The organism is Proteiniphilum sp. UBA5463 (assembly GCF_002427225.1).
Classification (GTDB): domain Bacteria; phylum Bacteroidota; class Bacteroidia; order Bacteroidales; family Dysgonomonadaceae; genus Proteiniphilum; species Proteiniphilum propionicum.
Map to the genome: position 1 here is coordinate 1 of NZ_DIQL01000043.1, position 24,472 is coordinate 24,472.

At 40.9% G+C, this 24,472-nt stretch carries 20 protein-coding genes and 1 pseudogene; 9 read left to right on the top strand and 12 right to left on the bottom strand.

Annotation, left to right across the window (positions count from 1 at the left end):
* Positions 1-432 (bottom strand): DUF5606 domain-containing protein (locus B3B27_RS07170; protein ID WP_286847196.1); only part of this gene is annotated, 432 nt, incomplete at its 3' end.
* A gap of 663 nt (positions 433-1,095) precedes the next feature.
* Between B3B27_RS07170 and B3B27_RS07175 the strand changes: the two genes are divergently transcribed.
* A complete protein-coding gene (locus B3B27_RS07175; protein WP_238867127.1) occupies positions 1,096-2,292 on the top strand; it encodes a lactonase family protein in 1,197 nt (398 codons plus the stop codon).
* A gap of 306 nt (positions 2,293-2,598) precedes the next feature.
* On the opposite strand, the gene B3B27_RS07180 is transcribed toward B3B27_RS07175, so the two are convergent.
* On the bottom strand, positions 2,599-3,612 hold the full coding sequence (locus B3B27_RS07180; protein WP_238867126.1) for a lysylphosphatidylglycerol synthase transmembrane domain-containing protein: 1,014 nt from the start codon (positions 3,610-3,612) through the stop codon (positions 2,599-2,601).
* Positions 3,613-4,242: 630 nt separating this feature from the next.
* On the opposite strand from B3B27_RS07180, the gene B3B27_RS07185 reads away from it, so the two are divergent.
* The 7 genes from B3B27_RS07185 (at position 4,243) to B3B27_RS07215 (ending at position 13,907) form a co-directional block, all read left to right on the top strand.
* The gene (locus B3B27_RS07185) at positions 4,243-4,893 is read left to right on the top strand and encodes a porin family protein (RefSeq protein WP_238867125.1); all 651 of its coding nucleotides are present in this window, start codon (positions 4,243-4,245) and stop codon (positions 4,891-4,893) included.
* 277 nt (positions 4,894-5,170) lie between these two features.
* Positions 5,171-6,265 carry a sensor histidine kinase gene (locus B3B27_RS07190; RefSeq protein WP_286847198.1) on the top strand — a complete coding sequence of 365 codons (1,095 nt, stop codon included), beginning with the start codon at positions 5,171-5,173 and terminating at the stop codon, positions 6,263-6,265.
* The gene (locus B3B27_RS07195) at positions 6,265-7,032 is read left to right on the top strand and encodes a LytR/AlgR family response regulator transcription factor (RefSeq protein WP_238867122.1); all 768 of its coding nucleotides are present in this window, start codon (positions 6,265-6,267) and stop codon (positions 7,030-7,032) included. Before B3B27_RS07190 ends, B3B27_RS07195 begins: the two co-directional genes overlap by 1 nt.
* A 483-nt stretch (positions 7,033-7,515) precedes the next feature.
* On the top strand, positions 7,516-9,027 hold the full coding sequence (locus B3B27_RS07200; RefSeq protein WP_238867120.1) for a TolC family protein: 1,512 nt from the start codon (positions 7,516-7,518) through the stop codon (positions 9,025-9,027).
* A gap of 206 nt (positions 9,028-9,233) precedes the next feature.
* Entirely contained in the window at positions 9,234-10,298 is a 1,065-nt protein-coding gene (locus B3B27_RS07205; protein ID WP_238867118.1) for an efflux RND transporter periplasmic adaptor subunit, read from the top strand.
* Positions 10,299-10,343: 45 nt separating this feature from the next.
* Positions 10,344-13,502 (top strand): efflux RND transporter permease subunit, encoded by a 3,159-nt coding sequence (locus B3B27_RS07210; RefSeq protein WP_238867116.1) that lies wholly within the window; start codon positions 10,344-10,346, stop codon positions 13,500-13,502.
* Between the two features lie 87 nt (positions 13,503-13,589).
* The gene (locus B3B27_RS07215; RefSeq protein ID WP_238867115.1) at positions 13,590-13,907 is read left to right on the top strand and encodes a PG0541 family transporter-associated protein; all 318 of its coding nucleotides are present in this window, start codon (positions 13,590-13,592) and stop codon (positions 13,905-13,907) included.
* 94 nt (positions 13,908-14,001) lie between these two features.
* Here B3B27_RS07215 and metA read toward each other — a convergent pair whose 3' ends face one another.
* The 4 genes from metA to B3B27_RS07235 form a co-directional block, all read right to left on the bottom strand.
* Entirely contained in the window at positions 14,002-14,937 is a 936-nt protein-coding gene (metA, locus tag B3B27_RS07220; protein ID WP_238867113.1) for a homoserine O-acetyltransferase MetA, read from the bottom strand.
* A 199-nt stretch (positions 14,938-15,136) separates the two neighbouring features.
* A complete protein-coding gene (pyrI, locus tag B3B27_RS07225; protein WP_238867112.1) occupies positions 15,137-15,589 on the bottom strand; it encodes an aspartate carbamoyltransferase regulatory subunit in 453 nt (150 codons plus the stop codon).
* A gap of 16 nt (positions 15,590-15,605) precedes the next feature.
* A complete protein-coding gene (pyrB, locus tag B3B27_RS07230; RefSeq protein WP_286834312.1) occupies positions 15,606-16,523 on the bottom strand; it encodes an aspartate carbamoyltransferase in 918 nt (305 codons plus the stop codon).
* 67 nt (positions 16,524-16,590) lie between these two features.
* Positions 16,591-17,796 (bottom strand): saccharopine dehydrogenase family protein, encoded by a 1,206-nt coding sequence (locus B3B27_RS07235; RefSeq protein WP_286834309.1) that lies wholly within the window; start codon positions 17,794-17,796, stop codon positions 16,591-16,593.
* Positions 17,797-18,546: 750 nt separating this feature from the next.
* Between B3B27_RS07235 and B3B27_RS07240 the strand changes: the two genes are divergently transcribed.
* The gene (locus B3B27_RS07240) at positions 18,547-19,629 is read left to right on the top strand and encodes a 3-oxoacyl-ACP synthase III family protein (protein WP_286845546.1); all 1,083 of its coding nucleotides are present in this window, start codon (positions 18,547-18,549) and stop codon (positions 19,627-19,629) included.
* A gap of 77 nt (positions 19,630-19,706) precedes the next feature.
* Here the strand turns inward: B3B27_RS07240 and B3B27_RS07245 are convergent, their stop codons facing one another.
* The 6 genes and pseudogenes from B3B27_RS07245 to B3B27_RS07270 all read right to left on the bottom strand — a co-directional run.
* Positions 19,707-20,141 (bottom strand): GNAT family N-acetyltransferase, encoded by a 435-nt coding sequence (locus B3B27_RS07245; protein ID WP_238867104.1) that lies wholly within the window; start codon positions 20,139-20,141, stop codon positions 19,707-19,709.
* A 9-nt stretch (positions 20,142-20,150) separates the two neighbouring features.
* Positions 20,151-21,281: a lipid II:glycine glycyltransferase FemX gene (locus B3B27_RS07250; protein ID WP_286845547.1), complete on the bottom strand. Its 1,131-nt coding sequence runs from the start codon at positions 21,279-21,281 to the stop codon at positions 20,151-20,153.
* 385 nt (positions 21,282-21,666) lie between these two features.
* Entirely contained in the window at positions 21,667-22,008 is a 342-nt protein-coding gene (locus B3B27_RS07255) for a hypothetical protein (protein ID WP_238867100.1), read from the bottom strand.
* A 5-nt stretch (positions 22,009-22,013) separates the two neighbouring features.
* On the bottom strand, positions 22,014-22,838 hold the full coding sequence (gene murQ / locus B3B27_RS07260) for an N-acetylmuramic acid 6-phosphate etherase (RefSeq protein WP_238867098.1): 825 nt from the start codon (positions 22,836-22,838) through the stop codon (positions 22,014-22,016).
* Positions 22,839-22,840: 2 nt separating this feature from the next.
* The gene (locus B3B27_RS07265; RefSeq protein WP_238867096.1) at positions 22,841-23,722 is read right to left on the bottom strand and encodes an ATPase; all 882 of its coding nucleotides are present in this window, start codon (positions 23,720-23,722) and stop codon (positions 22,841-22,843) included.
* A gap of 30 nt (positions 23,723-23,752) precedes the next feature.
* Positions 23,753-24,472, bottom strand: a pseudogene (locus B3B27_RS07270) (DUF5009 domain-containing protein); the annotation flags it as partial.

Genomic DNA, 24,472 nt, shown 5'->3' on the forward strand with positions numbered 1-24,472 from the left:
TTCCCCGGCTTCGGAATTTTCTGATGGGGTTTCTTCCGTTTTCTCTTCCTCCTCCAGATCGATGTCGCTTTCCATAAGAATGTTATACCATGAGATCAATTTTTTTACATCAGAAGCATAGACACTCTCTTTGTTGTAATCCGGAAGGATCTCTTCAAGGAAAGCGAAGAGCTCTTTTGCCGATGATTTGGAGCCAATAGTGACCCTGTTTCCGTTCTCTTTCTCTTTTATCTTTTTTAAAACATCCCGCAGGGGAACGTCGCTATCCATTGTGTACATCGATACATCGCTCAATGCAACCACTTTTTCATGTGCGTAAACAGGAATGCGTTTACTGTCGTTTAGCGATTCTACAATATTCAGATTTTTGCCGGTTGATATGAGTTTAAACAAGCCGGGACGTCCCGTTACAGATAATATTTTTGATAACATGATAAAATTATGTTCAAAGTTTGCGTTTTTTAAAATGCAAAAGTAAGCAGACAAAGCCATATTCGCAACTTTTAAAACAAAATGAATTCTAAAAAATGGTTACAGATTATACATCAACTGTAACAGTTTTCTAAATTTGTACTTAATACTTCAACTTTTGCTTATGACACTATTTCAGATAAATTTTACTGCTGGCAATGTTTTACATCACGTAAATGCCGGGTTTACATAACGGGCATAATTGTTTCATATGATTCAGATGCTTCGAAAATATATAAATATATGATAACAAGTTATATTCACATCAAAATGTATACATGCGGAACTTAAAATATTTATATAATATTGATTACTTAAGTTTTGTATGTATAAATTAAAACATATACAGCTAAGTATGAGACATATGAAATATTTAGCGTGAACCCATTCGATGAAACAGGCGTGATCTGATAAGCTGTTTGAGCAAAGCAAGTTATTTATCAGATAGCCTGCAAATCGGAAAATGGGTCACAAAACATTGTCAGTTTAATATTTAGTTGAATACTTAACATGTGAAACTTGAATTGATTATTTCCTGCCTTTATGAATCAAATATTTTGAAAAAAGTGATATATTCTCAGGAAATTAGCCTAATTTCGTGTCAACAACAATAAAATAACAGTAATGTATAAAAATTTAGCAATGGTTTGTTTGATTGGTGCTTTGTCGGCTTCTTGCACCGGAAATTGTTCCGGTAAACCCGATGCCACAAAAGCACCACGAAGTGAGAAATCTGTGGTGATGGCAAAAGAGGGTGAAATGTTCCTTCTGGCCGGCACCTACACTTCTGCAGAAGGGAGCAAAGGTGTTTATGTTTACCGGTTCGATACCGTTACAGGCGAATCAGGCCAGATTAGCATGGCAGTTGTGTCAAACCCGTCGTACCTTGTTCTCAGCCCTGACGAAAAGTATGTTTATACAGTGGGAGAGAATGATAAGGGAAACAGCGCAGTCCATGCTTTCGCTTTCGATAAAAAAAACGGTAACCTTACAAATATAAATTCGCAGCTTACCAACAGCGCGGGTCCTTGTTATATTACAATTGACAACAGGGGTAAAAATGTGCATACTGCAAACTATGGCGGTGGCAGCATCTCGTCGTTTCAGGTGAAAAGTGATGGAAGCCTCACACCTGCAACATCGGTGATGTTGTTTGAAGGTTCCGGTCCTGATACAAAACGCCAGGAGAGCCCGCATTTGCATTCTGTGAGATATTCTCCCGACGGGCATTTCCTCTTTGCAACCGATCTGGGGACAGATAAACTGTATCGTTTCAGTGTTAGCGATACCCCGTTCGAAGGGCAGCCATCAATATATGAAAGCAGTTTAACAGAGTTTGCTGCCCCTGCCGGAACCGGTCCGCGTCATTTCGACTTTCATCCTGACGGTGGAAGGTATCTTTACTTGCTGGGTGAGTTGTCTGGTGAGATTATAGTGTATGACTACCATTTCGGAGAGCTTCAACAAAAGCAGGTTATTGCCTCCGACACTGTCGGAGCACGTGGCAGTGCTGATATACATGTTTCTCCGGATGGACGTTACCTTTATGCTTCCAACCGCCTTCAGGCAGATGGTGTGTCCATCTTTTCAATTAATAGCGATGACGGGACACTGGAAAAAGTGGGTTATCAGCCTACAGGTAAACATCCCAGGAATTTCGTAATTACACCTAATGGAAAGTTTCTGCTGGTTGCCTGCAGAGATGATAATGTGATTCAGGTATTTCGTATTAATGAAGAAACAGGATTATTGACAGATATAAACAAGGATATTTATATCAGCATGCCTGTATGTTTGAAGTTTGCTACTTCTGCTGAATAGGTTGGAGGTTATGAATAACATTACACGTACCGGTATTGAAGCTCCAAAGTTAGCCTCCCTAATGAGTCTGTCAAAAACCCTTAACCCAGATTCTAATAGACTGGAACATGCTGATAATAAGTATGTGTTATGTGAATTTTGGAGATAATTGACTTATTTAATGGGACTCATAAATGATTTTGGTTATTTATTTAGTTTTATTTGTAATGTTGAGTCTGCTCCGGAAACCCCAAAACCCGATTTCAGAAGGTCGCAACTCGCAGAAAATCAATGGCGCTCTTTGCGGAATTTTCAGCAAAAAAAGACTTATCGGAGGGGACTCAATGTTTTTGATATGATCAACATAAATATTCCGGCAATCATTAGCCATAAAAGCTGACGCCCCCTTCTTATAAGAGTGACTACAAGCCATATTTCGTTACTTACAATTCCTATGACATCCAACATTACTTTGTTGCCATACTCTTCTACGCCTATCTGCCCGGGAACAATAGCTCCTGCAGCTTTAAACAACATCACCCCCATCTCTACTGCCGAGGCTTGAATGATGGATATCTCCATACCCATCATGTTTAGAATAATGTAAAATTCAGCTGCACCAAATAACCAGTAAATAATGCACATGAGAAATGCCAAAAAGAACTTCATCTTGTTTTCGTGGAAAAAAATAGAAGAGGCCTCGTTCATTTCATAAGCGGAAGTAATTAGGTTATCTGAAAAAACTGGCCAGCCGGTTTTTTTCTTCAGGTTCTCCATCGTTTTACCAATGAAAAGTTTCGGATGTACTAGAAAGCGCATTACCTGATGTGCCATTAAAAGTGGCAGTGCTGACACAATAATAACCATAAGCACATTCCTGCTGTTTAATATATGTCCAAGGGTAAGATACATCATGGTGACTACACCCAGAAAGAGTCCCGAGAAAATAATCAGAACCCTCTGCAGCAGGATGGAACTAATTCCATGCTTGGCAGAGACTCCTTTCTTGGCAAGTATGATAGCTTTCAGGCTCTCACCTGCAACTATGCTGGTTGGATTAAAAAAAGATAGCATCTCTCCAACATGCCTGTACATGAACAACTCTATAAAAGGCACTTTTTTGCCCTCATTACCCATACACAACCTCCATGACAGAGTAGAGGAGATATAGGCGCAGAGAGACGCCGTAATAACTCCGGCAAACATCCCTGGCATTTCACTTAAATAGTTTTTGAGTGATTTGAAATCAATTGAACATACAAATCTCGCTATCAAAAGTGAAACTGTTACAAGCAATACCGCTATTAAATATGGCTTATATTTTTTTACAAAATCAATCATCTCATAAACTTTTCAAGGATATCTGTTAGAAAAACCGCTGACTTTCATTGTAGCTTTTTCAGCTTCGTTTTAGGATATCCTATCAAAAAGAGAGGATTCAAAAAAATCTGACTTTTCCATTTATATTTTCCATTATTAAAGTACCAATAAAATGTTGATAGCCACCTTTTATAATATGTTATTTACCAATGGAGTTGTTCTTCTGAATTGCTAAGGTACAATATTATAATAAACCAGCAAAAAGTACTTTAAAGAATTGATATGCTTAAATTAAAATGACCAGATAAATATCATTTTATAACAATGTTAAATAAAACATTATATCGTTTTTCTATTTACAGTAATATTTATCAACTTCCCTCTAAAAGTCTATTTAATTGCAATCGGGTCATAACAGATGTTGATATTGAATACATTATAAATAATCATTTTAGATGTTTGTTTTTTTATTAGCAGACTCATTTTATATAGATTCTAATTTCATTTCAGAATGCTTTTTTAACGTTTCAAGTCTCTAATTATTCGTTTGGATGTCTTTTCTGAACCAGGAGTTATTTCTCATACTATTTTTGTATCGTCAACCTTTATTAGAAAGATTGAGAAGACATCTAAAAATTAAATAATTAAGAAATGAAGAAAAAAACAATTTTATTAAGCTTAATTGCCCTTATAACCATAGGGACAACAAGTGTAAAAGCTCAAACACCTATATATTGGGGTGTGAAGGGTGAAATGAATATGTCGAATTTTTTGCTAAGCGATTTTAAAACGCTTAAGAGTAGAATGAAGGTAGGTCCAAATTTAGGTGGGTTTATGAGAGTAGAATTGAATGAAAATTTTGCAATTCAGCCTGAACTTTCTTTTTTCTATAGAAATTCAAAAATGAAAATGAAAGTTGACTCAGATAAAAAAGATACATTCCAGCAGTGGGGAATGCAGCTTCCTATATACGCTTTGGGACAGTATAAAGCATATAACGGTTTATTCTACGGAGGTATTGGGCCGTTTGTGGGATTGGGCTTTGATGCAACTCTCGATGACCTTGACATAGACTTATACAAAAAATCTGCGGATAAAACTCCTATGAAACGCTGGGACTTTGGTCTCGGACTCCTACTGGGATATGAGTTTGACAATGGTATACAAGTGAACGCAGGATATCAGATCGGACTGGTTAATCAGGTGGACGATTTATCTGGATTGAAAGATGTAATCAGCGGTACAGACGATGCCAAAATGAAAACTCAAACTGTGAACCTGGGGATAGGATTTCGTTTTTGATAATATAAGGATATTTAACTAAAAGAGATTGTCTCATAATCCAGCAATGATTGCCGGAAATAAAACCTGTTTAATTATAGGCTTGAAGAAAACTGAGTGACGACGTAGAGGTGAGCCGTAGTTTGATTCAGGTGAATAAATGAGACAATCTCCTCGAACAAACACCTTCTTTTTTTTGATCCCGATGAACATCCGCATGACAGATGTTTATCGGGTCTTTTTCTCTCTTTTTCTGTATATTTGCAAGTCTGTTATAAAAGTAACAGCAATTGAAAAAATGAAACTACGAAAAGAACGATTTTTTATACTCAATTACGATAAAAAAACGGCACTAACCGCTTCTATCGTAATAAGTTTTATACTGGCGTTTGTCATGTTGTCGTCATCGATGTATTACGCCATATCTTTAGATAAAAACAGCAGAGTGGGGTTGATTGATATTATCACTCCGGAGTCTGTTGTAACTCTTTTATTCAATACTCTGTTTTTCTATTTTCTTTTTCGTGTGCAATTTTGGGCGGTAACGCATTTCCTTGACAGGCCGTATAAAATGTGGCTGATCTTATTAGGACTTTTTGTGGTTATTATATTCTTGAGTCCACTTTTTTCACAGATGCAGTGGTGGTGGTTTCGCGATGAGGTATCACCCAGAGCCTATTCAACGCTTCACTATGTTAAAGACCTGATTATACTTATCATATCTTTCCTATTCACGTTATTGATTTATTTTATCAATCAGAACCAAATGAGGGTGACAGAAAATCAGCATCTTGTTTTCGAAAATCTGCAAAACAGGTACAATGCACTAAAGAACCAGACCGATCCGCACTTTCTTTTCAATTCGCTTAATACGTTGAACGGGCTCATCGGATATGATGATCAACGTGCCAGTGATTATTTAGAACAACTCTCCAATGTTTTCCGTTATACAATGCAGAACAAGGAGGTGTCAAAATTGTCCGATGAGTTGGAGTTTGCAGAGGCATATATATATATGATGAAGATACGATATAACGATGGTTTGGATGTTCAGATAAGTATTGAAGATGATAAAAAGGGGTATTATATTATACCGTCAGGACTTCAAATACTTATTGAGAACGCCATTAAGCATAATGTTATTAGTCGGAAAAACCCTCTCCGTATTGTTATTGAAAGCCTGGATGACAATAAAGTACGAGTGAAAAATAATCTTCAGATAAAAACGGGGGATAGATCGAGTAACGGTTTAGGGTTGACCAATCTTAACGAGCAATACCGTTTGATGTTCGGGAAAGAGATTATTGTATATTATTCAGATGAAACGTTCTCCGTTGAGATTCCTCTTATAAAAGATATAAATATTTATAGACGAAAATTAAACCACATTTAATGAAAGTAGTAATAGTAGAAGATGAGTTTGTTGCTGCTCGAAACCTGGAGCGGATGATTCATACTGTGGATGGAAATATGGAAATATTGACTGTGCTGCAAAGTGTTGAGGAGTGCATTGAGTGGTTCTCGATTAACTCTTCTCCCGATGTTGTTTTTATGGATATTCATCTGGCCGATGGTGATGTTTTTTCGGTTTTTGATAAGATTGAGGTCCACAGCCCGATTATATTTACTACCGCGTACGATGAATACGCATTAAAAGCATTTGAGGTCAACAGCATCGACTATTTGCTGAAGCCAATAAACAGGCAGAATCTCGAGAAGGCACTGAACAAGCTCAAGTCATTTACATTCAAACAAAACAACACGGAGCTTGTCTCACAAATTGTGAGCTCAATACATGAAGCCAAAAGCTTATATAAGAGGCACTTCCTTATTCCTTATAAAGATAAGCTAATCCCGCTGTCGGTCGATGAAATTGCATATATATATACCGAATATAAAATAACATCAATTGTTTGTTTCAATCGAAGAACTTATACTCTTGACAGCTCGTTAGATGAATTAATGAGTCACTTGAATCCTGCTCATTTCTTTCGTGCCAACAGGCAATACATTGTATCTCATTGCGCCATAGTCGATATGTCGGTTTGGTTCGGAGGCAAGCTTGCGGTAAATCTTTCGGTGCAAACGCCTGAACGAATAATTGTAAGCCGTGCACGAAACAAGGAATTTAGAAACTGGTATATGGATAATGCCACATGATTTCTTTTCTCATCCCGTTTTCCTCCTGTTCATACATAACATAAATCCTTCAGGTAGTCCTTTTTCCCTTTATTATTGTAAAGAAACATCATTGTCAGTTAAATTCATCTATCTTCACAACTGGCGGTACTTAAGTTCCAAATGAGCAACTCTTCGTTCATAAGGAAGAGTGATGACTTGTAGATCTGAAAATTTAGGTAAGGCAAATATATGTTTTTCGATTTCAAATCACTTTTTTGTGATACTTTATTGCTCTAAATCCAGAGGATCAGAAAGAGGGATAGGATCTTACTCAGGGTAAAGCAGTGTTAATGGCTGCTATTTAGAAAGAGGTAATTTTTCAACAAAAATGACGCTTCAGGATGCATTTATGCCGCTTGGGTACTGAATTTGCACCTCTCAGCATTTTTTTAGGATCATTTCGAGCTGTTATGTTATAATTTTGCAGCCGTAAATGTAGAAAGAAAACAACAGCTAAAACAGATGAAAATAACAATTATGAACCCATACAAACAGCAATTTACCTGTTTGCTGATACTGATAACACTCTTTGTCCCCTCTCTCTCTGCACAGCAAAAACTCACACTCGATGAGTGTCGTACGATGGCGCTTAAACAGAACAGAGAGGTACGTATTGCACAAAACGAGTCGAAGGCAGCCGAATCTGCCAGGAAATCAGCGCAAACACATTACCTTCCAAAGATTAACTTCGGTGGTGCATGGTTGCATTCCGGTAAGTCTATTCAACTGCTTGAGAACGATCTGTTTCTACCGGTAGTTCCTTTTAACACCATAGATCCCGCGACCGGGAAGTTTAAACCTGAAGCATTAAAAGATCCTGAGACTGCTATGAATGCACTTGTCATCAATCCTCAAACGGGAGCACCCATGGTTGATCAGGCGGGGAATCCAATATTCAAGAATTATGCATTGCTACCTTCCGATAAACTTGTTTTTGATAATAAAAACAGTTATTTCGCCCGCTTCAACGTTAATCAGCCGCTTTTTACAGGCTTTAAAATTACTGAAGCGAATCATATTGCCAAGCGAGCCGAAAACATTGCAAAAGAGAAAGAGGTGCTGACAAGGGCTGAGATTCTCGCCAGGACCGATGAAGCCTTCTGGCGTGTGGTGTCGGTTCAGGAGAAGCTGAAGCTTGCAAACGCTTATGAAGCATTGCTCGACAGGCTTGTCACAGATCTCCAAAATATGTATGCCGAGGGTATAATTACAAGAAACGATGTATTGAAAGCCCAGGTAAAACAAAACGAGGCAAAGCTGAAAACATTGCAGGCCGAAAATGGCGTTGCACTCTCAAAAATGGCGCTGGCACAGATTATTGGGATAGATGATGACGCTATAGAAATTAACTCAGATAATATTGAAGAGCCGCCTGTTGAAATGCCGTTATCATTCATGCAGGAGATCTCTCCTGATAACAGGGCTGAAATATCAATGCTAAAGGAGAAGACAGCCATTATGGAATCGAAAAAAAATATTGAACGTTCAAAATTTATGCCTGATGTTATGCTCACCGGTGGTTATGGCTGGATGAATCCCAATCCCTACAAAGGGTTGAAAAGTGAGTTCGGTGGAAATTGGAATGTTGGGGTCGTGGTGTCGATACCAGTTTTTACATGGGGTGAACGCCGTCACGATCTGCATGCTGCTAAACTGAAAATGGAGAATGCGCAGTTTGAACTTAACGAAGCCCGTGAAAAGATAGACCTGCAAATCCGGCAGAATCGTTATCGCTACAGCGAGGCATTGAAAAAAGCTGAGATGACAGGGCTCTCAAGAGAGCAGGCTGAAGAAAATATGCGTATTACAAAAGAAAACCTGATGGAAGGACGAAGCCGTCTGACTGAACTGCTTGAAGCTCAGTTGCAGTGGGAGAATGCCTCCTCGGAACATATCGATGCACTTGTTGAGATAAGAACAACTCTCCTGGAATTGGATAAATCAACAGGTGAGATCTACAATTATCAATATTAATACTTTTTTGTTCCATTTTAAACTTCAGAGTTGTAATAACACGGATCTGTATCAGAGGGCTCCTGCAAAGGTGTATGAAAAATGTCTGCTTAATTCCTTATACATGTGATAATAAAAATTCATAAATGGATTTAAGGCAGGAGCCGGGAAGATGGAACTCCGTATTTATATGATAACAACCCTTTAAACAAATAATATACATTACAATGATGCAACTGACAAATAAAATTGCTTATACAACCTGTCTGCTCGCCCTTTTAGCTAGCGGATGCGGAAAAAAAACGACAGAGAACAGCGATAAAGCTGCAACTTCGGCAACTGCAACTAAAGTAACCGTTTATGTTGCCAAAGAGATGGATTATGTACCTGTGCTGAATTTTACAGGAACGGCAGAAGCAAACAGGGAGGCTAACTTGGGAGCTTCAATCCCGGGACGGGTAGAGAAGATTCACTTCACCAAGGGCAGTTATGTCCCTGAAGGGGCTGTGATAGCCGAGATGTCAGACGAAATGCTTATTCAGGCTCAAATTGAGCTTGAAGCGATCCGTAAGGATTTTGAACGAATAAGCCGTCTGAGAGAAAAAGAGAGTATAAGTGTCATGGACTATGACCATATAAAGGCAAAGTTTGACGCATCTCAAACAAAAGTAAACATGCTGAAAAAGAATACATCTATTACTGCACCGTTCGGAGGTGTATTAACCGATATAACTGTTGATGAGGGGGAGAATTATTCTTTTGTGCCTTCTATAAGCTCCGATCTAAAGGTACAGAGCGGTATAGCTACCATACGCCAGCTCAATCCTCTGAAAATTTCTATAGAGGTGAACGAAAAAGAGATCGTTTTAATCAGCAGGGGGCAGCATGCGGATGTGTTGTTTGATGCATATCCCGGTGAACTTGTTTCGGGGAAGGTGAACTACATTTCACCAGTTTTGTCGCCGACAACCCGCACTGCAACAGTTGAGGTAACTATTCCAAACAGAGAGATGAAACTGAAACCCGGAATGTTTTGCAGGGTTTCAGTCTCCATGCCGCAGTCAAAAGGTGTATTTGTACCCGTAAATGCACTATACAGACAGCAGGGAACCGGCGAAGACTACCTCTTTATCGTTACAGATGAAAATAAAGTAACCCGCCGCAGAGTAACCCGAGGAGAGTCTAAAGAGAATTTTATACGTATTCCCGAAATCAAGGTTAACGAATCTGTCGTTATTGATGGGAAAAATAAATTGAACGAAGGTTCACCCATTGAAATAGTTAATAGCTAACAGTGAGTTTATACTTCTTTTGATAATCTAATAAACAACATACAAATGAAATTACCTGAAATAGGTGTAAAAAGACCTGTGGCAACCGCTATGATATTCATAGCTATACTTCTGCTTGGAGTAGTATCGCTCAAGATGTTGCCGCTTGACCTCATGCCTGAAATGGAGTTCCCCTCCATAACGGTGATTACCGTATATCCCGGTGCCTCGGCAAACGAGGTGGAAGAGCAGGTCTCAAAGCCGTTGGAAACCGTGCTATCTGCCGCAGAGTATCTGACGGAAATTAAATCTACATCGAAAGAGAATGTATCATTCATTCAACTAAGTTATGAGTGGGGAGGCGATGTTACCTCCGCGGCAAATAATGCACGTGACCTTATAGAGTTGGCAAAGAGCCGTCTTCCTGTAGCAGCACAGCAACCAATTATCTACAAGATTAACTCCTCAATGATGCCAGTGCTTGTGTATGCTATTAATGCCGATGCTCACTACAGTGGCATTGAACATATTGTAGAGGAGGACATAGCAACTGTATTGCGCAAGGTAGATGGAGTGGGTACAGTACTTTATCTGGGCCAGCCGGAACGTGAAATTAAGGTATCTATCAACCCGCAGCAGATGAAGGCATACGGGCTGTCAACATCACAGATATCATCAATGCTCAAGGCCAACAATATTAATGTCCCTGCCGGAAACATCAATTTGGGAGTTTACGATTTCTCTGTTCGTGTGCCGGGGAAGTTCGAAACGGTTGATGAAATAGGCAATACGGTATTAAAAGCGTTCAACGGTAAGGTTGTCAGGCTTAAAGATGTTGCCGTGGTTGAAGATTCATTCAAGGAAAAAGAGTCGTTTGCCCGTAATCACGTTGGTGAGGGAGTGGCATTGATGGTACAGAAACAGTCCGGCGCAAACACCGTTGATGTGGTTCATGCGGTCCGTGATAAGATGAGAGAGCTTCAAAAACAGCTACCCGACGATTTTCAGGTGCATGAGGTATTAAGCTCTGAAGAGATCGTAACCGGTTCTGTTAACAACCTAACCTCTTCTATTTGGTACGCCCTTATCTTTGTAACGCTGGTTGTTCTTATGTTTCTGCGCGAGTGGAAATCGAGTTTTATTGTTTTCATAACCATGCCGGTGTCACTGATTTCCGCTTTTATAGCGATGTATATTATGGATTACACCATCAATATATTTTCTCTGATGTCGCTTGTTATCGCCATAGGAATGGTGGTGGATAATGCCATTGTGGTACTCGAAAATATTACTCAGCATATTGAAAAGGGAGCCGATCCAAAACAGGCTGCCATCTTTGGAACATCGGAGATGGGCATGGCTATTGCAGCTTCAACGGCAACTACCCTGGTGGTGTTTCTTCCTCTTCTTTTTATGGAGGGCATTGTCGGGATAATGTTTAAACAGCTAGCCATTCTTACGGTTGTTTGTATGACTATGTCGCTGTTTACGGCACTCACACTAACTCCGATGCTTTCGTCGCAGCTGCTGAAAAGAGCTCCTCGCGGTAATGAGGCAAAACGTCGTTCAAAATTGTATATTGCCAGTGAGAAGATTTTCAGCAATATTGAAGAATGGTACAAAAAAGTACTTGGATGGGCTGTTTTTCATAAAGGGCTTACGCTGGGTATAGCACTATTTGTTTTTGTTGTAACAATGTGGTTAGGTAAGCGAATAGGTACCGACTATATTCCCGATTTTGATGCGGGAACGGTATCGGTGGTCTTCAAGACCGAAGTGGGTACAGCTGCAGAACAAACAGACAGTGTAGGGCAGCAGATATTGAAAATCCTGCTCGATGAGATTCCTGAAATGGCTGATGGAGCCATCGCCGCCATCTCGGGGCAGACACGTGATGGTGTGCTCACGACCGTTGGCTTTAAAGAGGGTAAAAACGTGGGTACGGTACTGTGTCACCTTGTACCTGTTGATAAAAGGAGTCGCTCTGCCGGCGAAATAGCCGATGCTATTCGTGATCGTGTGGAAGCTATACCGCAAATAGATGAGGTGAGTGTTCAGGGTGGTAGTGCATTGGCTACTGCCGTAACTGGAAATAAAAAACCTATTGAAATTATTGTTTCCGGCAACGACCTGGAGCAAATAAAGGCTGTGGCACTTGATTTTGAGGAAAAAATGAAAGCCGAGAATTCGTTTACAGATGTTACAACCACTGTAGATCCGGGTAAACTGGAAGTTCAGGTACGTGTAGACAAGGAAAAGGCATCGCAGATGGCACTGAATGTTGCCATGGTCGGATTACAGGTGCGTCAGAACTTGTTTGGTACAGAATCGGGCGACTTTACAGAAGAGGGAAACGATTACGAAGTAGTTATACAATATGCGCCGGAGTTTCGGAATGAAGTATCTAAGCTCAATGAAATGCAGATTACCAACCTGCTGGGTCAGCAGATTCCCCTTTCGTCAGTAGCCGACATAGTGGAAGAGAGCGGCCCTATTGAGATACAGCGTCTTTCACAGGAGAGATATGTGAAAGCTGTCGCTAATTTGAACGAAATATCTCTGGGTGAAGCCACTCAGCTGGCTGAAAAACTGATCGCTGAAACCACTGTACCTGAGGGTGTAACTGTTGAGATAGGTGGGCAGGTAGATGACCAGTCATCATCATTTCAATCACTCTATCTGATTTTCTTTTTAGGTATCGCTCTTGTATATATGGTGATGGCGGCCCAGTTTGAATCGTTTAAAGACCCCTTCATAATCCTTTTTGCAATTCCATTTACCCTTGTGGGAGTTATCCTGGCATTCTTTATCACTAATATCACGTTGAGTGTTGTAACCTTTATCGGGCTTATTATGCTTGTAGGGATTGTGGTGAATAATGGAATTGTGTTGGTTGACTATACCAACATGTTGCGTAAGAGGGACTATTCACTCCGTGACGCAGTGATGGAGGCGGGCCGTTCGCGTCTTCGCCCCGTGCTGATGACCTCGCTTACTACCATTCTTGGCATGTTGCCAATGGCACTCAGTACAGGAATGGGAAAAGAGATGTATGCCCCGCTTGGGATCACGATTATTGGCGGACTGTTTATTTCTGTATTAACTACCCTGATTATGGTACCAACAATGTATGCCACTATCTATCACCGTACACTGATTAGTGATCGTACTCTTGTCCGGTTGAGGAAGAAACTGAATAAATCTGAAGGGAACAGTAAAAATTAATAAGGTCAATTGTAATTTATAATCTTTTTTTAGCGGAAGTCGGCAACAAGTCGTCTCCCGCTATCAATACCAATCATAGTTTTGAATATGAAGTTTATCTATATCACATGTAATGTAAGTATGCTGGAGACCCTGACACTTTTACTTGATGAAAAGGAGTTTGCCGATTATCAGGTAATTGAGCAGGTAACAGCAAAGAGTCGCTGGGGTGAACCACGGCAAAATACTCCTGTATGGCCCGGCTATAACTCTGCTATTGTTGTGCAGGAGGCTGATCCGGCGAAAGCGGAAGAGTTGATAAATGAAATTAATAAGATGAATGCTGCAGCGTTCAACAATGGTGAACTGGTAGCCGCCTATATGTGGGGCATAGAAGAATATGTCGAGGTAAAATCGGTTGAATGATCGGTCGGAGGCAAAAATGTAAAACATATCAGGTGAGGGAATATGCTCAAAAAAAAGTGCAGTTTCCTCACCTGCGTTTTAAAGGTGCAATTGTTTATAATTCTCCCAACAGCTCAATTTTATTGATATTGAATGGTGTGGCTTGATAAACAAAGTAATTCAGCCAGTTAATATATAAAAGATTTGCATGAGAACGCCACTGAACCATAGGTGGTTTTTTCGGGTCATTGTCTCTATAATAATTTACAGGTATTGTTACGTTGTTCATCCCTTTTTTCATATCGCGGGTATATTCATTGTGCAGGGTAAGGGGTGAATATTCGGAATGGCCGGTTACATAAAACTCCCTTCCTCCACGGGAACAGATAATATAAACACCTGCCTCTTCAGATTCAGATAGGATAGTCAGCTCCGGATGAAGACTGATTTCGTCGGCATTGATAGTTGTATGGCGGCTGTGAGGCGCATAGAATTCATCGTCGAATCCGCGGAACAGAGGAAAAGAGGGATCGTTGATCGTGTGGCTGAAAACTCCAAACAGCTTTTTCTCAAGAGGGAATTTGTTGATTCCGAAGAAGTGATATAAAGCAGCCTGGGCACCCCAGCATATGTAAAAGGTTGAGGTGACATGTTTACGGGCCCAGTCCAGTATATTCGTAAGTTCATTCCAGTATTTAACCTCCTCAAAAGGCATCATTTCTACCGGAGCACCGGTGATAATCATCCCGTCGTAGTATGCGCTCTTTATTTTTGAGAACTTGGTATAAAAAGACATCAGATGTTCAATGGGTGTATTCTTGGGGGTATGTGTTGATAACCCCAGAAACTCAATTTCAATTTGAAGAGGAGAGTTTGATAGCAGCCGTATAAGATCGGTTTCTGTGGTGATCTTTAACGGCATAAGGTTTAAAATTAGTATTTTAAGCGGACGTATGTCTTGTGTGGAAGCACGAAGGTCATCCATCACGAAAATGTGTTCCTTTTTTAATATCTCTATTGCAGGTAATTTATCGGGTAAATTCAGAGGCATAATTCAATTTTTAATAATGCAAAGAACGGTTACTTCATTGCTACTTGCTTCAGGCCTTTTTTTAATATGATAAGTTCTCCCCAATAACCTTGAATGTCAGGAGTAAAAATATATAATGTTTTGATTATCAATATGTATATTGGCCTGCTTCCAATTAAAGAGATTTCTCTTAGGAGACTCGTTGAGAAAAAGTAAAGATCTACAATAACACGATTTCTTCTTTTTTAATTTTTAATTCGCAGTAGTGGCACTGAAGCTCCACTTTTTCCTTATCGATTACGTGAAACCTAGTTTTCATCGGTTCGTTGTTTGTGATGCATTTCGGGTTGTTACATACAACAATTTCTACGATTTCATCAGGAAGGGTAACTTTTTTTTTCTCTACTACCTCGAAGTTTCTTATTATGTTTAAATTTACATTCGGTGCTATCAGAGCTATACGATTTATTTCGTCTTCCCTAAAGAACTTATCGGAGACTTTTATAATCCCTTTTTTGCCCATCTTGTTGCTTCTTAGGTTGTTCCCGATGGTTATCCTGTTTTTCAGTTTTTCCAGCTTGAGCAGAGAAACTACCTTGAATACGGCTTCGGTGGGTATATGATCGATGGCGGTTCCGTTCTCGAGTGCCGCAACTTGCAATTCTTTTCTCATAATCTATTTGGGTTTATTATTTAACTTCGATTCCCATCAAATCGCAAATGATCGCCTGACGTATATACATCCCGTTTTTAGCCTGTTGAAAATAGTAGGCTTTAGGGTTGTCGTCCACATCCTGGCTTATCTCCTTTACACGGGGAAGCGGATGCATCACCCGCAGGTTCTCTTTGGAATCATTAAGCATTTTGTTATGCAGTATATAGACGTTTTTTACCTTTTCGTACTCCATAAGGTCGGTAAAACGTTCTTTCTGTACCCGTGTCATATATAGTATATCGGCACTGTTGATCGATTCGGAAGAGAAGTCTGTATATTCTCTGTATTCAATATTTTTATTATCGCAAAATGCTTTGTACTTTTCCGGTATATGCAGCTCCTCAGGTGCCACGAAGTTGAATTTAGGATTAAAGTATGATAATCCCTGAATGAGTGAGTGTACCGCTCGCCCGTACTTGAGGTCTCCCACGATAGTAATTGTTAGATTCTCAAGAGATCCTTGTGTTTCGTAAATCGTGAAAAGGTCAAGCATCGTTTGTGTGGGATGCTGATTGGATCCGTCACCTGCATTGATAATTGGTACAGGTGATATCTCAGATGCATAACGCGCCGACCCCTCAAGGTGGTGGCGCATGATAATGATGTCGGCATAGTTACCCACCATTATAATGGTGTCTTTCAGCGATTCACCTTTGGTTGAACTGCTGGTAGCCGAATCAGAAAAACCAATTATTCGTCCACCCAGCCTGTTGACAGCTGTTTCAAAACTGAGACGTGTACGTGTGGAAGGTTCAAAGAATAATGTGGCACATACCCTTCCCTTTAGCAGGCTACGATTTGGATTTTGTTTGAACCGGGATGCACTCTCAAGAATACGAAAAATATCATCCTGGTCATAATCGCCAATATTTACAAAACTTTTTGGGCTCATCTTGCTTATTTTACATGATAGGTGTAATTTACCGGCAAAAGCAGGTAAACACAGGGTTGTAATTTGTTTAACAGACCTCCAGATCTACATCGAACAGCTCATGCCAGGGTAATCCCTGTTTTTTGAGTTGTTCCATGAAAGGATCCGGATTGAACTCTTCTACATTGAATACTCCCGGTTTCTTCCATATACCCTGTAGAAACATCATGGCACCGATGGTTGCTGGAACGCCTGTGGTGTAACTGACTCCCTGAGCCCCGGTCTCTTTGTAAGCCTCTTCGTGGCTGCAATTGTTATAGACGTAATAGGTGCGCTCTTTGCTGTCTTTTAGTCCGCGAATACGGCATCCGATAGAGGTCTGGCCCGTATAATTTTCTCCCAGCTCACCGGGATCGGGGAGCACTGCTTTCAGGAACTGAATTGGAACAATCTTCTGCCCGTTGTATTCCACTTCATCAATTCGTGCCATACCGATATTCTGTATAACACGCAGGTGAGTTAGGTACTCCTGCCCGAATGTCATCCAGAAACGGGCTCGCTTGAGGGTAGGAAAGTTTTTTACAAGCGACTCCAGCTCTTCGTGATAGATCAAGTATGATTCTTTTGGCCCGATATCCGGGTAGGTGAGAGTCCTGTTGATCTCATGCGGTTCTGTTTCCACCCACTGGCCGTTATCCCAGTATTTCCCTTTCTGTGTAACCTCCCGAATGTTGATTTCGGGGTTGAAGTTGGTGGCAAACGCTTTGCCGTGATCGCCTGCGTTACAGTCCACGATATCCAGATAATTAATCTCATCGAAATGATGCTTGGCCGCATAAGCAGTGAATATGCTTGTTACACCCGGGTCGAACCCGCAACCAAGGATAGCTGTAAGTCCCGCTTTCTCGAATTTATCTTTATAAGCCCACTGCCATTTGTATTCGAACTTAGCCACATCCTTAGGTTCATAGTTGGCTGTATCAAGATAATTCACGCCACACTCAAGGCAAGCATCCATAATGGTAAGATCCTGATAAGGAAGTGCTACATTAATTACTATCTCTGGTTTAAACTCATTAAATAATGCAACCAGTTCTGACACTTTGTCTGCATCAACTTTTGCAGTTGTTATGGTAACGCCTGTTCTGCGTCTCACATCTTCGGCAATAGCATCACATTTGCTTTTGGTGCGGCTCGCCAGCATAATTTCAGTAAACACATCGTTATTTTGTGCCACCTTGTTGGCAACCACCGTTCCCACACCTCCGGCGCCAATAATAAGTACTTTTCCCATATTTTCGTTTATAATATTATTTGTCAAATCCAGCTCTGTTTACCATAGAGCTTTACACCGGCACATCGTTAACCTGACAGTACTCTTTACGGACTGTTATTTGCAGAGTGGCAGTATAGCCCTCACCCCTTTCCGTATCGTACAGATACCGTTCTCGTAGGCTGTTATTTGCAGAGTGACAGTATAACACCCTTGCCCTATAACTGTTATTATAACGGTTGGCTTGACGCCCGATTTACCGCAAATATACAATGAATCTGTGAAACAGAGTTGCTTTGTGTTTAAAATTTGCAATTTTGAGTAAGTCTTCAAAAAATCGTATCTTTGTATGTAGAGTATAAAATAGATAGAGTACGGTATAATTGTTTCCGATATATTCGGCTATATTGTGTGCAGCAGGTTAATATTTTTGTATTCTGTTTTGCGAGCATGTGTATAATTATGCATTTATGTCTCGTATGGAGAAACCGATCAAGAAGCAGAGTTGTAATTTGCTGCCTTTTCTGATGCATCAGCTTATTTTTTCTTATAGCGTTTAAAAATTGGATTTTATATCGATTAAATTTTTTACCTTTGTCTGTTGAAGTATATTATGTGGAAAATCCGAACAAAAAAAGGGTTATCGGTGAAAATGATGGGTACGCACTATAGGATATTACTTTCAATTTGTTGAAATGGTTTCATACTTTTTTGTGATGTAATATATCTTGCAATAATGCTTAACTATCTTAATAATAAAAAATAGTACAAATGAGTAAGCTTTACAGCGTTTTTACAGGGACAGGGAGCTATGTGCCTACAAAGCAGATCACAAACGATTATTTTCATACTTATGAGTTTTTTGACTCACAAGGTGAGAAGCTGCCTACACCAAATGAAGAGATCACAAGAAAATTTGAAGAGATTACTACTATTGCCGAGAGAAGGTACGCCGAAGATGATCAGGTAACAACCGATCTGGCGCTTATAGCAGCGCAAAGGGCACTTGAAGCTTCGGGAGTTGACAAGGAAGAACTCGATTATATAATTTTCGCTCACAATTTCGGGGAGACACTTAAAAATAATGTGCGGATAGATATATTGCCAACGATGGCGTCACGTTTGAAAAACAAGCTGGGTATCGAAAATCCTTTTTCTGTGGCATACGACACTCTGTATGGCTGTCCCGGATGGATACAGGCAGTAATTCAGGCCGACTACTATATACGCTCAGGGGATGCAAAAAAGATTTTGGTGGTAGGCGCTGATGTATTATCACGGATAGCTGATCCGCACGACCGTGACAGTATGATATATGCTGATGGCGCGGGAGCAGCAATTATGGAGGCACGGGAGAGTAGCTCACCCATAGGAATTATTGGACACAACTCACGCAGTGATGCCCTCAATTATGTGAATATGCTCCATATGGGATACTCATATAATCCAAAGCTGGCAGAGAAGAAAGATTATTACCTTAAGATGAACGGCCGCCGTTTATATCAGTACGCTCTTGAGAATGTACCGAAAACGGTTAAAGCCGGCCTGGATAAGCTTAAACTACACATATCTGAAATAAGTAAGGTGCTTCTTCATCAGGCAAACGGGAAAATGGATGATGCTATCCTGCAACGCCTGTTTAAGCTATACAATATAAAAGATGTGCCCAAAACCATTATGCCGATGACCATCTCATGGTTAGGCAACTCTTCGGTAGCAACCGTACCTACACTGTTAGATATAATTACCCGCAAGAAGATGAACGGTCATGAATTGAAAAGCGGCGATAATATTGTACTTGCCTCGGTAGGAGCGGGAATGAACATCAACAGCATTGTTTACAGAATTCCCTGAGATGATTGCCTAAAGCAGATGGTATAGTTATAAACAGTAATAAATATTCACCCCTTGCATACCTATGCATGGGGTTTTTATTTTCCTGACAGGTGATACCTGTAAACATTTGTTTCACGCTGTTCGAAACCCAACTTTTGATACAACCTGTTGGCTGATTCTCGACCGATAGCCGATGTAAGATCCACTTTCTTCGCCCCTTTGTCGCGGGCAACCTGCAGTGCGTGCCATATCAGGGCAGTAGCAACCCCTTTCCCGCGAGAGTTTTCATTCACTATAACATCTTCAATCCAAACCTTCAATCCCGATGGGATACGGTAAAAAACGAGTGTAAGGGTGCCGATCACTTCATCTTCCCCGGTAGCAACAAAAAGATAGGTATCTTCCTTACTAATCACCATTTCCAGTTCTTCACAAGAGGGGTATTCCTCCTTGCCGGTCAGCTGAGGCATTAGTTTTTTGAAAGCAGTGGCAATGCTTTCATCTACATGTGTTAATCTTTTGATATTCATATATATTATTTAACTTAAATGATATCCCTGACTGTTCAACTCCGATGCACGGAAAAGTGTATACATTTCGCTGTTAAGGGGATAATCCCAACAGCCGAGGCTGTGAAAAATTTCGCCGCCGAAACCTGACTTGAATCTGTACAACCCGTAAAGCGGATGACAAGGTTCAGGAGAAGGAGAGATGCCAAACATATCGTATTCTGTACAGCCTGCGTTTCTTGACTGCATGATGGCCTCCCACTGTAATGCATAGGTTGCCATAAGGTTCCGGTGTTGCGATGAAGATGCGCCGTAAAGGTACGAACCCCTGTTACCACTTATGACCAGAAACATGGCTGCCAGCGGTTTTCCTTTGAATTCCGCCACTAATAGTTTCACGTTTGCCGGTGAGCTGGTGTTATCGGTGCGTGCTGTAAGTACTGCATTGAAGTATTTTATGTCGTTGAGGAGAATATTGTTTCTTTCTGCCGTTTCTTTGTAAAGATCGTACCAGATATCAATACCTTCCATTCCCATCGATCTTACATTTACTCCTTTGCGTTTAGACAAACCTATGTTGTAACGTGTTTTAGGTTTCATAAGTTTTAAAAGGGTGTCAGCATCGTGTGTCAGATCCAGATAAATAGTATTTGCCGGCAAGATATTGGAATAGGCTTTTTTGAAATTCCAGTTGTGCGTGTTGAAGTTGAAACGCAACTCCTGTGTATGGATTTCAGGTTCACCTTTCCACATACCGTTCTCATCGAAATAATCTTTCTCTTTTGCCCAATACGATTCCCAGCACAGGTCGTATCGGATGAGAATACACTCTTTAGGTAAAAATGAGCGCAGACATTCAGATAACTCTTCCAGAAACAATCCCTGAAACTCGTCATCGGGTTCAATTTCCGGCCCGTATGGAACATATGCCACGGAGTGATTCCTGTCTATTTGCTGAAGTATAACCAGCACATCAGACTTTATAACATAGTCGCTATCTCTTCCTGAAACTGAGTACATTCCGGATCTTCGCGACGAGAAGTTAATTGCTATCGCCTCTGCTCCAAGTGTTCTCTTCACTGCCGACCAGAAAGCTGTCTGCTGTAAAATGGGTGTGGCATAAAGTTCTTCCGTCCCTTTTGAACGAATGTTCGTTAACATACCATTTGCATTTTAAACCCGCAAAGGTAGCCAAAATAAGTCGGCTAAAAAAAATCTAAATAAAACTTACCGGGAAAGTTGCACTTCTAAATTGAACTTAGCGGAAAGTTGCACTTAGCGTGATATAGTTAACTTAAAGGTTCATTTATCAGGCATAATAGGGTATGTTGGAAAGTTTTTTTATTTAGTTTCCTTTGCTATCGCATATGTGAATGAAACTATGGGCATCATGTGGGTTGAAATTGACCGGATGAAAGTGCAAGTACGACCGCTATTTTTATGTGAATGAAACGATGAGCATTATGAGAGTTGTAATCCGGGTCGTGACTGAAAAACATAAAAGTAAAAAAGATAGTGACAGTCTATAAATGAGAATTAAGAAAGATTAGAAATTGTCAGGCTCTGTGCGTGCTGCTGAAGCGGTCACACTCCTGAAATCCCTGTCGAAATGAGCCAGGAGCAACTCTGTCATTTTTGCATGAAATGTTGTGTAGAGCTTAGAAGAGATGTGCCTCCTATCTTTCCTTTTATGCAACCCAAAGCGCAACTCGTTGTCATCAACCCATATCTCTGGTTTGAAAAAAGCTTCGTTTTTCCATAAAAGGGAACCGTAGGTAAGACGCCCGTCAGTTGTAAGTATCCATTTATCAGCCTTTCTTGAATCTATTGCTTCGTAAATCTTGTCCAGCAGAAGGTGAGGGTTGTCGGTATGAACAATTATAGCCATTCTGATTACAGTTTTTGCTGATTTTTATAGCTGTCAATTGCTTTTTTGACGGATCCGTGTAAAAGCAGCAGATTTTTCGCCTGTCCATATGAAAGGCCCAGTTCATCTACAATTATCCGGGTACCTCTATCCACAAGCTTTTGGTTTGTAAGTTGCATATTGACCATGCGGTTGCCTTTCACCCTGCCAAGTTTAATCATAGTGCCGGTGGTGATCATATTCAATACCATTTTCTGAGCCGTCCCGGATTTCATTCGCGTACTCCCGGTAACATATTCCGGTCCCACAACGGGTTCTATTTTTATTTCAGCTTCAGCTGCTACGGGTGAGCCTGGGTTGCAACTGATAGCACCGGTAAGTATTCCCTTTTTACGCGCATGCCGTAGCGCACCTGCCACGTAGGGTGTTGTACCCGATGCGGCAATGCCCACAAGTACATCGTTCTCATTTATTTTGTGTTCCATAAGCTCCTCCCATCCTTTGTCAGGATCGTCTTCAGCTGCTTCAACCGGGTTACGCAGTGCTGTGTCGCCTCCTGCTATCAGCCCTATCACATAGGTGTTGGGCATACCGAAAGTGGGTGGTATCTCCGAGGCGTCAAGTACACCAAGCCTGCCGCTTGTCCCGGCACCAATGTAAAAAAGCCGTCCTCCCCGCCGCATCCTTTCAACGATACCTGTTACGAGCTTCTCAATTTCGGGAATAGTATTTTGGACAGCTGCTGCCACTTTGTGATCCTCCTGATTGATTTCTGTCAGAATTTCGAGAACCGTTTTTTTCTCCAGATCATCGTATAAAGATGATTGTTCTGTTACTTTTATAAAAGCCATATTCATATATAATATTCTATCAATCCCTCCATGGGCGATTGTGATATCTTCCCAATCTCAATTCCTTTTTCTATTGCTATCTCCTTCAGCAGGTCAGAGTAGTGCCAAGCGATTGATCCTACAAAATTAACCTTATTTTTCTGATAATCGTATTGCATAACGTTTCTCTCGAAGAAATCTGAAAAGCTGCCGGTAACAATACGGCGAATACTCTGATCATTGATATGTTTAAGCAGAAAGGGCGAGAGGCTTGCCAGAAAACGACTTGGGAAGGGTTGCTTATACACCCTGTCGATAATAAGAGAGGGGGTAAGCCCGTATTCATCCAGAAACTCCTCTTTTAAACCTTTGGATAATTGATTTTTTAACGCATCGCTCACCAGCTTTTTTCCTAATGAGGCCCCGCTGCCTTCATCACCCAGAATAAAACCGAGTGGTGATATCTGTTTTACTATTGCAGATCCGCTCCATTCACATGAATTGCTGCCGGTACCCATGATGCAGGCAATGCCGGGCTTGTGGCCGCACAGGCTGTGAGCAGCTGCTACCAGATCGCTATTTACATGGATGGTATTAATAGGAAATGACTGATAGATGGCGCTGCGCACCTGTTCTGTTTTCTCCGGGATGCAGCCGCTTCCGTAAAAAAAGAGTGCCTGAATTTCAGTTTTTTCCAAATTAGGATAAACACGCAATCTTATCTCTTCGGCTATCTCTTCCTGAGTCTGAAAAATTGGACTTATCCCTCTACTTGTAAACCTGTGAAGTATCTCCCCTTTTTTAGTCAGGCACCAGTCGGTTTTGGTGGCACCACTGTCGGCAATAAGAATGGGGTCTGTTATTTCTTCTGAACCTGAAGAGGTGAAAAATTTTGATTTGCTCATCTTTAAAAGAGTTTCGAATCAATTAAAATGCTAAATTTTTATATAGATATCCTTTTTGTATAAAATATATCCGAACAGCCAGCATACAGTGATGAACAGCAGCGCATAGAGCAGCGATCCGAAATAGTCCCCCGCCCACGGGCGCAGCAGCACTTCGTAAATAAACCCTTTTACAGAGATTATCTCTCCCTGCCAGTTAAGCCGGATGTTGGCGACCAGGTTGGCCATTACGCCTGCAAAAACATATACAATGAGCGGGTTCACTCCGAAGGCGTGAAAGAAACGGCTCCATCTCTCTTTTTGATGTATATCGATGATCAAGATCAGCAGCCCCAGCAGTTGTGAGGCAAAGCCGGTGGTGACGAGCACGAAGGTGGGGCTCCATATTTTCTTATTTATTGGGCATCCATATTGCAGCAATAAGCCTGAGAAAGCAAGTACAGTTCCCCATATAAGCAGCTTCTCCACCCGTGTGTGGTTGTCTTTGTTCTCCACAATCAGTTTCCCTGAAAGAAAACCGATCAGTACATGGGCGACGGAGGGGAGGGTGCTAAGCAACCCTTCTGGTTCAAATGCTATGCGTACCCCTTCCGGCGTGGTGTCTCTATACATATGGGCAGTCCCCAGAAGTGCTTTGTCCACCACCGCTATAATATTCTCTTCCGACATCTCAAACCCTTTTCCGAAACGAAGAATCAGGTAATACCCCAGAAGCAGGATGCCAACCACCCACGGCAGCAGTTTGCCCTT